This is a genomic window from Rhodobacter viridis (assembly GCF_003217355.1).
Taxonomy (GTDB): domain Bacteria; phylum Pseudomonadota; class Alphaproteobacteria; order Rhodobacterales; family Rhodobacteraceae; genus Rhodobacter; species Rhodobacter viridis.
In genome coordinates this window covers 44,467-58,267 of record NZ_QJTK01000004.1, presented here as the reverse complement: position 1 = coordinate 58,267, position 13,801 = coordinate 44,467, and the positions used below count along the sequence as shown (strand labels likewise).

Sequence of the window (13,801 nt, the reverse complement as noted above, 5' to 3'; positions counted from 1 at the left end):
CGATGGACCCACGCGTGCTGCCGGCAAACTGGCCCTATCGGTCGGCCGCAGCGCGCCACAGGGTCGGGCCCATCGACTGGTGGGTGATCGACACCGGCCCTGCTGACGGGCCGGTGTTGCTTTTGCTGCATGGGCTTGGCGCCTCGGGCCACAGTTTCCGCCGCATGATCCCGGGGCTTGTGGCCGCGGGCTATCGGGTGATTGTCCCCGATCTGCCGGGGCATGGCTGTTCCCGCTCGACCGCGCGCAACCGCTTTGGCCTGAAACCGATGGCCGAGGATGTCTGGAAGCTCTGCCAGCAGATGGCGATCAAGCCCGTGGCGGTGATCGGCCATTCCGCGGGCGGCGCGATCGCGCTGCAACTGGCTTTGGAGACACCCGTGCCGCGGGTGGTGGGGGTCAACGCCGCGCTTGATCACTTCGAGGGCGTTGCAGGGGTGATCTTCCCGATGATGGCGCGGGGCCTCGCCGCACTGCCCTTCACCGCGCCGCTGGTGACGCGGTTCGGCGCCTCGCGGCAAAGGATCGGGCAGCTTCTCGACATGACCGGCAGCACGATCGACGCGGCGGGCAAGGCGCAATACACGTTCCTGATCCAGAACCCCGAGCATGTGGATGGCGGGCTGCGGATGATGGCGCAATGGGAGCTCGGGCCGCTGATCGGCGCCCTGCCCAGGATCGCCAAGCCGGTGTTCCTGATTGCAGGGAATGGCGACAAGGCGGTGCCCGCCCATGTCTCCGCGGACGCAGCGCGGTTCCTGCCGCTGCCCACTCTCAGGCGGATCGATGGCGGACATCTGATCCACGAGGTGGCGCCGGACGGGCTGTCGGGGATGATTCTGGATTGGCTCGAGGGGTGAGATTTCGCCTTGGCTGCGCCAAGGCGACTCGCCGGGGGCTCTGCCCCCGGACCCCCGAGATATTTGGAGCAAGATAAAGAGTAACCCGGGGGATCCGCCCCGCGAAGCGATCAAACGCTCAACCCACTCCGGCTTTTTCCTTGGCAAAATACGCCGGGGGGTGCGGGGGGCGGAGCCCCCCGCGGGTCGCCCGGGGCGCTTGCGCCCCGGGCGAAATCTTACGCCACGACCGGCGGAAAGATCATGTCGCGGTGTTGCTCGATGTAGATCTTCAGCCAGGGCGTGAAGCGCTCCGGATTGGCGTGGATCTCCGAGCGCAGCGCGTCGATGCGGACCCATTCGGTATCCGCGACCTCTTCGGGATCGGGCTGCGGCTCGACGCCTTCGGGCGCTTCGGCGGTGAAAACCTCCACCACCTCGTGCTCGATCATGCCGTTGTTCACATCGGCCCGGTATTCGAGCTGCCCCATATGGCGCAGCTTCAGCCCGACGATGCCCAGCTCCTGCCCCAGACGCCGCGCGGCGCAGGTGGCCGCGTCCTCGCCCCAATAGGGATGGGTGCAGCAGGTGTTCGCCCACAGCCCCGGCGTGTGATATTTCGACAGCGCGCGTTGTTGCAGCAGCACCTTCGTGCCCCGCGTCACGAAGACCGAGATCGCCAGATGGCGGAGGCCCTTCCTGTGGGCCTCCAGCTTCTCGACGGGTTGCAGCACGCCCTCGACCCAGGCGGGGATCATTTCCTCGGCCATGATCAGGTCCACTGCGGCGACACGAGGCCCGACAGGTGCGCCAGGTTCTTGAAGCCGATCTTCAGGTTCTTCATCGGCTGGAACTTGGTCATCTTCTTGTTCATGTAGCTCTCGAACGTCATGCGCTGCACGTCGACGTCATGGCAAAGCGACACGAAGCGCTCGCGGCGTTCGTCGCTGTGGTAATACTTGTCCTGCATCATCCGCAGCACCTTGAAGACGGTGCCGTGCTCTTTCATGAAGCCCGCCCGCGCCAGTTTCAGATCGGCGGGTTTGCCCGATTTCAGGAAGGCCATAGCGGCTTCGGCGGCATAGCGGCCACCGGCATGGGCGTAATAGATCCCCTCGCCCGAGGACGGCGCCACGACGCCCGCGGCATCGCCCGAGAGCACCACATCCTTGCCGTTGTCCCAGACATCGAGCGGTTGCAGCGGGATCGGCGCGCCTTCCTTGCGGATGGTTTCCTCGCCCGCCAGACCCGACATCTCGCGCAAGAGCGCGGTGCAGTCCTTCAGGCTGACATCGGGAAGCTCGGTCCCCATGCCGATCGAGGCGGTCTTGCCATGCGGGAAGACCCAGCCGTAGAAATCCGGGCTGATGCGGCCGTCATAATAGACATCGCAGCGCGTCGGGTCGTAGTTCGCCACGTTGGTCGGTGCCTTGATGATCTCGTGATAGGCGAAGACGAGCGGGATCTTCGTCGCGGGCACTTCATTGCGCACCTGCGAATTCGCCCCGTCGGCGCCGATCACCACGCGGGTCTCGGCCTTCATTTCCTCGCCCGTGACCTTGTCGCGCCAGACGACAACGGTCTTGCCGCTGTCGCGCTCGATCCGCAGCCAGGTGCCGGTGATCCGGTCCGCGCCCGCCTTGCCCGCGCGCTCGCGCAGCCATTCGTCGTAATCCTCGCGGTCGACCATGCCGACAAAGCCGTTCTCGATCGGAATGTCGACGAAGCGGCCCGTGGGCGAGATCATCCGCGCCGAGGTGATCTTGGCCACCAGCAGGTGATCGGGAATGTCGAAGTCGCGGATCAGCCGCGGCGGGATCGCGCCGCCGCAGGGCTTGATGCGACCGGCCCGGTCAAGCAGGGCCACCTTGAGACCCGCGCGGGCCATATCCCATGCGGCAGTCGACCCGGCAGGGCCGCCACCAACCACGAAAGCATCGTATTTCATTTCATTCACCCGCCATGACCGTGGGAACCCGTGCCGCGCCCCGTGCGGCGACCGTGCCGGTCGCCATCATGGCCGCGACGATGAACAGGAGCGCCTGCGCCCCGAAAACCACCCCGAACGCCGTGGCGTCGGGCAAAACCAGCCGCATCACATCGGCCGCGCCAGCGCCCAAGAGACCGCCGAACCCGGCCGCAATCCCCTGCGCCGCGCCCCAAAGGCCCATCCGCGTGCCTTCGCGGGCCGAGCGCCCCTCGCCCGCCAGCGACATCATCGCGCCGACGGCGGACACGGCGAAGACGCCGTTGAAATACCCCAGCGCCCAAACCGCGGGCAGGATGCGTCCGCCCTCAACCTGCCCCATCGCGGCAACCCCGGCGATGGCGGCGGCGGAGCCGAGGCAACCCGCCACGACCCAGCCGCGCAGAGTGCCGATCTTCAGCCCCGACAGCGCCAACCCGACCGTGGCCATCCCCAGAAACACGCCCTGATGCTGCACCGAGGTCAGCTTCGTCGTCTCGCCCGCGGTGAAGCCGAAGACGAGCCCCGCATAGGGTTCAAGGATCAGCTCCTGCAGGAAATAGGCGGTCATCGACAGGAAGATGAAGAGGGTGAAACGTCGCGCCTGCGGTTCCGCCCAGACCTCGCGCAGGCCGTCGATGAGCCGGACCGAGGCCTCCTCGGTCGCAGGGGCGCCAAGCTTGCGCTCGATCCCCCAGACGGCGGCTGTGGTCACGGTGACAGCGATCAGCGCCACGGCTGCGACGATCCAGAGAAGTCGCACGGGCGAATAGGGGTCCAGCAGGCTGCCCACCACACCCGCGGTGACGGCAATGCCGAAGATCATCATCAGCCAGGTGATCGTTGCGGCCGCGGCGCGGCGGCGAGGATCGGTGCCCGAGGCGAGCAGCGCCAAAAGCGACGTGCCCGAGGCGCCGACCCCAAAGCCGATCAGCACATAAGCAAAGACCGAAAGTGCCAGCGCCTGCCATCCGGCCAGCGGATAGATCGCCACGGCCAGCGCGGCAAGGAAGGTGCCAAGGCCAAGCGCCGCCATGCCGCCGATGATGAAGGCGGTGCGGTTGCCCTTGGTATCCGAGCGCAGGCCAAAGGCCGGGCGGCTCATCTGCAGGGCGTAGTGCAGCGCGACAAGCGCGCCCGGCAGAATCGCAGGCAGGGCCAGTTCGACGACCATCAGCCGGTTCAGGGTCGAGGTGGTCAGCACCACGACCGAACCGATGCACAGCTGGACAAGACCCAGCCGGACGATCTGGCCCCAGCCCAAGGTCATGACGGCAGGCCCGTGAAGCCCCGCAGCGCAAAGGCGGTGATCATCATGCCCGAGACATACATCACGACGCCGGTGCCGTTATACCAGGGCGCCTTGCCCTCGGGGTCGCGCATCCAGACCGCCATCGCCCAGAACTGCCCGAAGAGCAGGAACAGCACGGCGGTGGCATGGAAGGGTTTCGAGAACAAAAACAGCATGGTGATGACCAGCGATTGCGCCAGCCCCATCACCGTGCAGGCGATCTTCGCCGCGATTTCCGGGCCGTAGACGGCGGGCAAGGACTTGATGCCGAGCTTGCGGTCGCCCTCGATCGCCTTGAAATCGTTGATCGTCATGATGCCATGCGCGCCAAGCGCGTAAAGCGTCGCCATCATCACGATCGGGAAGCCGGGCGCGCTGTCCGTGGTGGCGAGCAGCACGGCGGCGCCGGTGATCCAGGGCAGCCCCTCGTAAGCCAGCCCCACCAGCCCCGGCCCCCACCAGCCCGAGCGTTTCAGCCGGACCGGCTCCACCGAATAGGCCCAGGCGGCGGCAACGCCCAGAAGCGTCGCGACAAAGCCCCAGCTGCCCAGTTGCCAGCCGACAACGAGCGACAGAAGCGACATGGCGATGGCGATATAAAGCCCCCAGAGGCCCGGGATGCGGCCGGACGGGATCGGCCGATGCGGCTCGTTGATCGCGTCCACATGGCGGTCGCACCAGTCATTCGCGGCCTGGCTCATGCCACAGACGATCGGACCGGCCAGAACGATGCCCAGCACGACGACGCCCTTGTTCTCCCAGATCGGCACGTTCGACGAGACCGCGCCACAGAGATAGGCCCACATCGGCGGGAACCACGTCACCGGCTTGATCAGTTCCAGCATCGCCCGCGGTTCGGGAATGCTGCGGCGGCTGGGCGAAAGGTCTTGGGCGCTCATGGGGTCAGGTCACCGGAAGTTGCGGGGCATGGGCCCGAAGGGGCCTCAGCCGGATTGGACAGAGCTGGGCATAGCCGCTTTCTTGCCGTGCGGATGCAGGACAAAGAGACACGGCCCCCCGCTGACCGAGGCGCAGGAGATTTCCTCCACCGCCACCTCGGGCCAGACAAGCGTGCCGAACAGCCGCTCGAACACCGCCGCATGCCAGAAGCACGAGGGGCGTTCAGCCGCGTCGGCGCGCAGCGGATTGTCATCGATGCGGAAGGTCAGCGGGCGGAAGCGTTCCACCCGGAACCGCCCGGAGCCGACGAAGGTCCAGGCGTGTTTGGTGATCGCAGAGGCAAGGAAGCGCGCGCCGAGAAACCCCGGCAGCGCGCGGATGATCGCCTTGGCGAACCCCGGAATGCGGTTGGCAAGAATATAATCGCCGGTCGCAAGCCCCGAGAGCCACAAGAGACCCTCGGAGGCTTCGCCTTGATCGACCCGCAGCGCCTGGTGCACGGCCCGGCACTGGCTTTCCGGCAGCATCCCCGAGTCAGGCGGCGGGACGGGCACGCCCGCCAGCCGCATGATCCGGTCGCGCTCGGCACGGCCAAGGTGGCGGTCGAGCACGCCGATCGTTTGCAGGATGGCATTCGGCCCGATCCGGGGCTCGTCATCCTGCGGCGCATGCTCGGCACCGCTCATGGCCGTCACTCCTTCTTATTCCGCAGCGTCGACCATCTGGTCTTTGCCGCCACCGCAGGCCATCGCCGCATGTTCGGCGCTGCGCGCTTCGTGCGTCTCGGCCGAGAGGTCGAATTCGTCCTCCGCATCCGCGGGCATCACGAAGTTGGCAGTGTTGCGCTCGGTCGCACGGTCTTTCATCTGCGCCCGGATCGCTTCCTGCCGTTCCTTGTGCTTGCGCGAACGGTCGGCCGCGGCTTCCCAGTCGGCCACCTGAGCCTCGGCGATCTGCCGGGTGGTGTCGAAGTGGAAATCGACGGTGTCCTTGGTCTGCGGGCCCCAGTACCCGGCCTTGCCGAGGTCATAGAAGGTCCGACCGACGCCCGCCTTGAGGAAGGCCTTGAGGCAGCCGAGCAGATATTTGCGGCGGAAGCCCGTGCCGCGCCACGGATAGTGGAACAGCGCCTTGCGCATATAGAAGCGGCGGTAGTTCTTCATCACGCCGTCGAGCAGCTCGCCGCGGGTCAGCGCCTTCGGCTTCATGATCGGGGTCACGAAGTTGTATTTCGAGAAGTCGAACACCTCGACCTGATCGCGCAACTCCTGGAAGAGCGGCGTGAAGGGCCAGGGCGTGTACATCGACCAGTTCGCAAGGTCCGGCTGCCAGTCCCAGGCCATCTGGAAGGTTTCTTCCAGCGTTTCCTTGGTCTCGTTGTCCAGACCGACGATGAACTGCGCTTCGGTGAAGATGTCGGCCTCGCGCAGAAGGCGGATCGCCTCCTTGTTCTCGGCGACGGTGGTTTCCTTGTTGAACAGGTCGAGCTTCAGCTGCGCCGCGGCTTCGGTGCCGAGCGAGATGTGCACAAGGCCCGCTTCACGGTAGAACTTCAGCAGGTCGCGGTCGCGGTAGATGTCGGTCACGCGGGTGTTGATACCCCACTTGACCTTGTGGTTCAGACCGCGGTCGATCATCTCCTGGCAGAATTCGACGAATTTCTTCTTGTTGATCGTCGGCTCTTCGTCGGCGAGGATGAAGAAGCCAACCTGGTAGTTGTTCACCAGATCTTCGATCTCGTCCACCACGGCTTTCGGCGAGCGAACGCGGTAATCGCGCCAGAATTTCCACTGCGAGCAGAACGAGCAGGTGAAGGGGCAGCCCCGCGCCATGTTCGGGATCGCGACGCGCACGCCAAGCGGAATATAGATGTAGTGCTTCCACTCGATCAGCGACCAGTCGGGTTTCAGGCTGTCGATGTCCTTGACGGTCGGCGCGGCCTGCGTGGCCACGATCTCGGTGCCGTCATGATAGGCCAGACCCTTGATCGAGGCGCGGTCTTCCGGCCAGCGGCCTTCGGCGACGCAGCGCGCCAGTTCGACCATGATCTCTTCGCCTTCGCCGCGCACGATCGCGTCGACCCAGGGCGCTTCCGACAGGACCTGACGGAACATGAAGGTGGCATGGACGCCGCCAAGCACGCGCACCGCATTCGGCACGACTTCCTTGGCGATCTTCAGCGTCTCTTCCGCCTCGTAGATCGAGGGCGTGATCGAGGTCACGCCGATCAGGTCCGGCTGCAGTTCGGCGAACTTCTTGCGCAGTTCATCGTGGGACACGTTCAGCGTCATCGCATCGATGAAATGGATGTCGTCGAAACCCGCTTTCTTCAGGTGACCGGCAAGATAGGCGACCCAAGCCGGGGGCCAGTTCCCCGCGATCTCGGCCCCGCCGGAGTGGTAATTGGGGTGGACGAAAAGGATGCGCATGGCTGACCCTCCAGGGCGTAGGTGTAAACCTCAGTTGACATGTATCCCAACCATATTAAATCGCACAGGTCAAATGCAGAAAATTGCCGCACCCCTGTCGCGGCGCCCAAACCGCGCCCGCAAGCTTTTGATATTCCTTGATTCTGCATGAGCCCCTCCCCCACCCTCGGGGGGCCTGCGACGGGGTGGCGCAGCCGGAAACGGGCGGAAAAAAGCGGGAACAAGGGGGTGCCGAAAGCGACCCTTCGTCCATCCTGGGCGACGGGCTTTCCCAAAGGTGAATCAGGCATGGGGGATTTCAGCTGCAGCGGGCGCGGAGTCCTTGCGGGAACGGGAAACGCAGGACGCTTCCCGGCCTTGCTCCAATCCGCGACGGCGATCTTATTCGGCGTCTTTCGACAGCAGGCCGAACTTGCGCAGCTTGACGTAAAGCGACTGGCGCGACAGCGACAAAAGCTCGGCCGCCGCCACCCGGTTGTAGCCGGTGAGTTCCAGCGCGGTCTCGATGCACATCTTCTCGATGATCTCGGTGGTTTCCGAGACGATGTCGCGCAGCGTCGCGTAGCCGACCATCTGCATCACGTTGCGCAGCCCCTCGTTCGAGGCCATGCCCGGCATGATCCGCGTCGCATCGGCAAGGTTGCTGTCCCGGATCACCAGCGCGATCGTCGGCGTGGCCCGATCGTGGAACAGCGTCGCCGAAAGCTCGACCGTGACCTGCCCCGAGAAATCGGTGTTCAGCCGCGTCACGTAATGGCGCAGGTGGCCGATGCGCTTGACGTTGTCGAGCAGCACGTTGAGGTCAATCGCCCCGCGCGACATGAATTCCGCAAAGGAGCGCCCCTGCACCAGCGATGCCGAACCGGCATCGGTGAGATACAGGAAGGCATCGTTCGCCGCCCGGATCGTGCCATTGGCATCCAGAAAGACCATCGCGTCGATACCTTTGAGGAACAGACGCTCGGTCAGCTCGGCAGTGTCATCGACGCGGGTGCGCTGCGCCTCGGCTTCGCCCAGACGGCACAGCAGCAGCCGGTCGCCCGCGGCGCGGAAAAGGGTCGCCGTCACCGTCACCTTGCGGCGTGAGCGGCGGATCGTCAGCTCGATTCCCCCAAGCGGGTCCGACCCGGCCAGCTTCGCCAGATTCTCGAGGAACTCGCCGCGCCGACGGCCGTCGAGCTCCTGCCCCACCGGCGCGTCGATCAACTCGGCCCGGGTGGCGCCGATCATTTCGGCGGCGGCAATGTTGAGGTCGGCAATCCGCCCGGTCGACATCGACACGATCAGAAGCGGCGCCGGATGGGCCTCGAGCAGCACGCGATAGCGCGTTTCGATCTCGCGCTGCGCTTCGTAATCGCGTTCCAGCGCCAGCTGCGCCTTGACCAGCTGCTGCTGCACCTCGGCCAGAGGCTGCATGTCGCGCCCGATCATCAGAAGCGTGCCATCGTCGCCCGAGCGGGTGATCGAATAGCGGATCGGAAGCGAGAAGGCGTCGCCGTTATGGGTCAGCTCAAGATGCAGCGTGCGCCCCGGCTCCGGACCGTCGGCAAGACGGTTGTCCAGCTTGTGCGCGCTTTCCGGGCTGAAGATCGTCGCGAGACGCGCGCCCTGCCACGATGCGAAGCGCTCGGCGGAGCCAAGGTTCGGACTGATCATGACCGATTCGATGACCCGCCCCGGCGACACGACCAGAGCGATGTCACAGGCTGACGTCACGATGTCAGCCAATAGCTCGGGAGCGACCCGTTGCAGGGCCTCCCGGCGCATCAAGAAGCTTCCATCAGATGTCACGGCCGTAACCTTTCCACAACCCGTGTCTCTTCGTCAGCCTTCCTTCGTCATCCTCGACCCACAACCGTTTTCAGTCATACCAGAGAAAATTCCGAAATGACGAGCGAAAGATCATTCGTCACCAGATCCGCTCCGGTTCTTGCGAGTGCTTCCGCGCGTTGTGATACGATGGCCCCACCTATCGCAACCCGCATCCGCCCCTTCGTCAGGCTGGAGAGGGTTTTGACAAGTTTGGCGCAGATTTCAACCCTGTCCATGCTGCCGACCGTAATCAAAGCAGCATCGAACCGGGTTGTCGCCATCAAACGCGACAAATCACTCAATCCCGGGGCGAAAAGCATCCTTACGGACACCCCCCTGCGGCGGAGTTCCATCGCCACGATCAGCGACCCGAGGGTGTGCTGCTCGCCCGGCGGGATGACCAGAAGGACCGTCGCACCGTTAGCGCAACCAACTGAGTCGGCCGCGACCATCGACTGCGCGGCATGAACCAGCTCCTGCAGGCGCGAAATCGCGATCGTCACCTGCGCGAAACCGATCCGGTCGGCGTCCCAGGCGGCGCCGACCTGGCGGGCCGCCTCAGGGATGTAATGGGTGGTCATCTCTTCGACCGAAACGTGCGCGGCGCGGAATTCGTCGAACAGCAGGTCCATCGCACCAAGCTCAGGTCCCGTTGCAAGTTCGACCATCCTGTTCACAAGCACGGTCTGCAGTTCCGCCACTCCGTTCATGCGTCGCGCGACAAGCCGCCCGATCGCTTCGAGAGCAGGACCGACGAAGCCGTCAAGGCATCCCGTCGAGCCATGCTCGAGTTCAACACTTATATCCCGCATTCGAGTCCCCGAAACCCAACGTCGTCAAGGATCGTTCCTCATCCTCGACGAGCGGAACATGACATGGGTCAATAAACCCACATCTATTGCACATCAACTCGCCGTGTCTGTCCAACACAATTGCCAAGGCGCAGCGATGCAACCATCGCCGCTTGTGCAAGAACCGGGCCAGACAGGACAGGGCGCGTCCCGCCTCGCCAACGCCTTCCACGTTGACGAGCCGTGGCATGGGTTTAGCCGGGCCGACCCCACCCGTTCAAGGCGACCAGACGCCCCAAGGCAGCGGCGTTTCGTCCCGCCCCTGAGTGTAAGTTTTCATTGACACTTTCTTGTGACAAGCCCAGTTTTACAGCAGAGTGCGCTCACGAAGAAAGGCTGGCTGCCACTATGCCAAACTCCCCTCAAAATCCGTCGCGTAAAGCACTCTACACCGATGAAGAACGCGCCCGCAGGGACGCGACGCCTTGGACGCTGGTGCAGGGAATCCTTGCCCCGCTGCAGTTCCTGGCCTTCGGTGTCTCTCTCGTGCTGGTGGTCAGATTCCTTTTGACCGGAACAGGTTACGAGGCAGCGACGATCTCGATCCTGATCAAGACGCTTTTGCTTTACACGATCATGGTGACCGGAGCGATCTGGGAAAAAGTCGTGTTCGGGCAGTACCTTTTCGCCCCCGCCTTCTTTTGGGAAGACGTGTTTTCCTTCGGGGTGATCGCGCTGCACACGGCCTATCTCTGGGCGCTTTTCACCGGTCAGTCCGATAACACCCAGATGTTCATCGCGCTGGCTGCCTATGCAACCTATGTCATCAACGCCGGACAGTTCCTGTGGAAACTGCGGCAAGCGCGGCTTCAGGCGGCTTCCGAAGCTGCCGGCTCCCTGGTGATGGAACGGGGGACGCCATGAGCCTCGATTCGCCGACTTTCGGCTGCACCGATTCTCCGGTGCGGCGTGAGCGTGGTCAGAAAGCCGTCTTCTGCGGCCTGACCTCGATCGTCTGGCTGCACCGCAAGATGCAGGACGCCTTCTTTCTGGTCGTGGGGTCGCGCACCTGCGCGCACCTGCTGCAGGCCGCCGCGGGCGTGATGATCTTTGCCGAACCGCGGTTCGGCACCGCCGTTCTGGAAGAACAGGATCTGGCCGGTCTCGCCGATGCGCACAAGGAGCTCGACCGCGAGGTCGCGAAGCTGCTGGAGCGCCGCCCCGATATCCGGCAGCTGTTCCTTGTCGGCTCCTGCCCCTCGGAAGTGCTGAAGCTCGACCTCGACCGTGCCGCAGAGCGGCTCTCGGGCATCCACGCGCCGCATGTGCGGGTTTACAGCTACACCGGCTCGGGTCTGGACACGACCTTCACCCAGGGCGAGGACACCTGCCTGGCCGCGATGGTGCCGACTCTGGAAACCACGCAAGCCGAGGAACTGCTGGTCGTCGGCGCCCTGCCCGATGTGGTCGAGGATCAGTGCCTGTCGCTGCTGACCCAGCTTGGCGTCGGCCCGGTGCGGATGCTGCCCGCGCGGCGCTCGGATATCGAGCCCGCCGTCGGGCCGAACACCCGCTTCATCCTCGCGCAGCCCTTCCTTGGCGAAACCGCCGGGGCGCTGGAGCGGCGTGGGGCGAAACGGATCGTGGCCCCCTTCCCCTTTGGCGAAGAAGGCACGACGCTGTGGCTGAAAGCGGTCGCCGATGCCTATGGCGTCTCGGCTGAAAAGTTCGAAGCCGTCACCGCCGCGCCGCGGGCCCGGGCAAAAAAGGCGATTGCCGCGCATCTGGAGACGCTGAACGGCAAGTCGCTGTTCATGTTCCCCGACAGCCAGCTGGAAATTCCGCTGGCCCGGTTCCTCGCACGCGAATGCGGGATGAAGACAACCGAGATTGCCACCCCCTTCCTGCACAAGGCGATCATGGCGCCTGACCTGGCGCTCTTGCCCTCGAACACCGCGCTGACCGAGGGGCAGGATCTGGAAGCCCAGCTCGACCGTCACGAAGCGATCAACCCTGACCTGACCGTCTGCGGTCTGGGCTTGGCGAACCCGCTCGAGGCGAAAGGTCATGCGACGAAGTGGGCAATCGAACTGGTGTTCACGCCGGTGCATTTCTACGAGCAGGCGGGGGATCTGGCCGGGCTGTTCTCGCGCCCGTTGCGCCGTCGTGCATTGCTGAACGGAGGCGCGGCATGAAGCTGACGCTCTGGACCTATGAGGGCCCGCCGCATGTCGGCGCGATGCGTGTTGCCACGGCAATGAAGGACCTGCAGCTGGTGCTGCACGGGCCTCAGGGCGACACTTACGCCGATCTTCTGTTCACGATGATCGAGCGCCGCAATGCCCGCCCGCCGGTGAGCTTCTCGACCTTCGAGGCCTCGCATATGGGGACCGACACCGCGATCCTGCTGAAGGATGCGCTGGCGGCGGCCCATGCGCGCTACAAGCCGCAGGCGATGGCCGTGGCGCTGACCTGCACGGCGGAACTGCTGCAAGACGATCCGAACGGGATTTCCCGCGCGTTGGGCCTGCCTGTGCCGGTGGTGCCGCTGGAACTGCCGAGCTATTCGCGCAAGGAAAACTACGGCGCGGACGAGACCTTCCGCGCGCTGGTGCGGGCTTTGGCGGTCGAGATGCCGCGCACGCCCGAGGTGACCTGCAACCTGCTCGGCGCCACCGCGCTTGGCTTCCGTCATCGCGACGACGTGGCCGAGGTGACGAAGCTTCTCGCCACGATGGGGATCAAGGTCAATGTCTGCGCGCCGATGGGCGCCAGCCCCGATGACCTGCGCAAGCTCGGTCAGGCGCATTTCAACGTGCTGATGTATCCCGAGACCGGGGAATCGGCGGCGCGGCATCTGGAACGGGCCTGCAAGCAGCCCTTCACCAAGGTCGTGCCGATCGGCGTCGGCGCCACCCGCGATTTCCTCGCCGAGGTCAGCAAGATCACCGGCCTGCCGGTCGTCACCGACGAATCGACGCTGCGCCAACCGTGGTGGTCGGCCTCGGTCGACTCCACCTATCTGACCGGCAAGCGCGTCTTCATCTTCGGCGACGGCACCCATGTGATCGCCGCCGCGCGGATCGCCGCGAAGGAAGTCGGTTTCGAAGTCGTCGGCATGGGCTGCTACAACCGCGAGATGGCCCGCCCGCTGCGCAGTGCCGCGGCCGAATACGGGCTCGAGGCGCTCGTTACCGATGATTATCTGGAAGTCGAAAAGGCGATCGAGGCCGCGGCACCGGAACTGATCCTTGGCACGCAGATGGAACGCAACATCGCCAAGAAGCTGGGCCTGCCCTGCGCGGTGATCTCGGCGCCGGTCCATGTGCAGGACTTCCCCGCCCGCTACGCCCCGCAGATGGGCTTTGAAGGCGCGAACGTCCTTTTTGACACCTGGGTGCATCCGCTGGTGATGGGGCTCGAAGAGCACCTGCTGACGATGTTCCGCGAAGATTTCGAATTCCACGACGCGGCCGGGGCCAGCCATCATGGCGGCAAGGCTGTGGCGCGCGAAGAAACCCCTGTCGTCCCGGCCGCAGAAGCGGCCCCAGCGGCGACCTCCGACACCCCGGCAGCGCCCTCGCCGGTAGTCGACACCCCCGCCAGCGGCGAAATCCGCTGGATGCCCGAGGCCGAGCGCGAATTGCGCAAGATCCCGTTCTTTGTGCGGGGCAAGGCCAAACGCAACACCGAACTGTATGCCGCGCACAAAGGCGTGTGCGACATCACCGTCGAAACCCTCTATGAGGCCAAGGCCCATTATGCACGATGAG

General features: G+C 64.9%; 12 protein-coding genes. 4 read left to right on the top strand and 8 right to left on the bottom strand.

Going from position 1 to position 13,801, the window contains the following annotated elements:
* Window positions 1–2 precede the first annotated feature (2 nt).
* A complete protein-coding gene (gene bchO, locus C8J30_RS07410; RefSeq protein ID WP_110805089.1) occupies window positions 3–860 on the top strand; it encodes an alpha/beta fold hydrolase BchO in 858 nt (285 codons plus the stop codon).
* Between the two features lie 218 nt (window positions 861–1,078).
* Here the strand turns inward: bchO and idi are convergent, their stop codons facing one another.
* The 8 genes from idi to C8J30_RS07370 all read right to left on the bottom strand — a co-directional run bounded on the left by idi (window position 1,079) and on the right by C8J30_RS07370 (window position 10,049).
* Entirely contained in the window at window positions 1,079–1,609 is a 531-nt protein-coding gene (gene idi, locus C8J30_RS07405; RefSeq protein WP_181420808.1) for an isopentenyl-diphosphate Delta-isomerase, read from the bottom strand.
* A 2-nt stretch (window positions 1,610–1,611) separates the two neighbouring features.
* Window positions 1,612–2,787 carry a geranylgeranyl diphosphate reductase gene (locus C8J30_RS07400; protein WP_110805086.1) on the bottom strand — a complete coding sequence of 392 codons (1,176 nt, stop codon included), beginning with the start codon at window positions 2,785–2,787 and terminating at the stop codon, window positions 1,612–1,614.
* Window position 2,788: 1 nt separating this feature from the next.
* Entirely contained in the window at window positions 2,789–4,075 is a 1,287-nt protein-coding gene (locus tag C8J30_RS07395; protein ID WP_110805084.1) for a BCD family MFS transporter, read from the bottom strand.
* Window positions 4,072–4,995 carry a chlorophyll synthase ChlG gene (gene chlG, locus C8J30_RS07390; RefSeq protein WP_110805082.1) on the bottom strand — a complete coding sequence of 308 codons (924 nt, stop codon included), beginning with the start codon at window positions 4,993–4,995 and terminating at the stop codon, window positions 4,072–4,074. Before chlG ends, C8J30_RS07395 begins: the two co-directional genes overlap by 4 nt.
* A gap of 45 nt (window positions 4,996–5,040) precedes the next feature.
* Window positions 5,041–5,682, bottom strand: a complete 642-nt coding sequence (gene bchJ / locus C8J30_RS07385) for a bacteriochlorophyll 4-vinyl reductase (RefSeq protein ID WP_110805080.1) — start codon at window positions 5,680–5,682, stop codon at window positions 5,041–5,043.
* Window positions 5,683–5,697: 15 nt separating this feature from the next.
* Window positions 5,698–7,425, bottom strand: coding sequence for a magnesium-protoporphyrin IX monomethyl ester anaerobic oxidative cyclase (bchE, locus tag C8J30_RS07380; RefSeq protein WP_110805078.1), 1,728 nt, complete (start codon window positions 7,423–7,425; stop codon window positions 5,698–5,700).
* Window positions 7,426–7,806: 381 nt separating this feature from the next.
* A complete protein-coding gene (ppsR, locus tag C8J30_RS07375) occupies window positions 7,807–9,192 on the bottom strand; it encodes a transcriptional regulator PpsR (RefSeq protein WP_110805076.1) in 1,386 nt (461 codons plus the stop codon).
* 98 nt (window positions 9,193–9,290) lie between these two features.
* On the bottom strand, window positions 9,291–10,049 hold the full coding sequence (locus tag C8J30_RS07370) for a cobalamin B12-binding domain-containing protein (protein ID WP_110805075.1): 759 nt from the start codon (window positions 10,047–10,049) through the stop codon (window positions 9,291–9,293).
* Window positions 10,050–10,436: 387 nt separating this feature from the next.
* Between C8J30_RS07370 and bchF the strand changes: the two genes are divergently transcribed.
* The 3 genes from bchF to bchB are packed head-to-tail and all read left to right on the top strand — an operon-like array spanning window position 10,437 to window position 13,800.
* Window positions 10,437–10,952, top strand: a complete 516-nt coding sequence (gene bchF, locus C8J30_RS07365; RefSeq protein ID WP_110805074.1) for a 2-vinyl bacteriochlorophyllide hydratase — start codon at window positions 10,437–10,439, stop codon at window positions 10,950–10,952.
* Window positions 10,949–12,223, top strand: coding sequence for a ferredoxin:protochlorophyllide reductase (ATP-dependent) subunit N (locus C8J30_RS07360; protein ID WP_110805073.1), 1,275 nt, complete (start codon window positions 10,949–10,951; stop codon window positions 12,221–12,223). Before bchF ends, C8J30_RS07360 begins: the two co-directional genes overlap by 4 nt.
* Window positions 12,220–13,800 (top strand): ferredoxin:protochlorophyllide reductase (ATP-dependent) subunit B, encoded by a 1,581-nt coding sequence (gene bchB, locus C8J30_RS07355; RefSeq protein ID WP_110805072.1) that lies wholly within the window; start codon window positions 12,220–12,222, stop codon window positions 13,798–13,800. Before C8J30_RS07360 ends, bchB begins: the two co-directional genes overlap by 4 nt.
* The last annotated feature ends 1 nt before the right edge of the window (window position 13,801 follow it).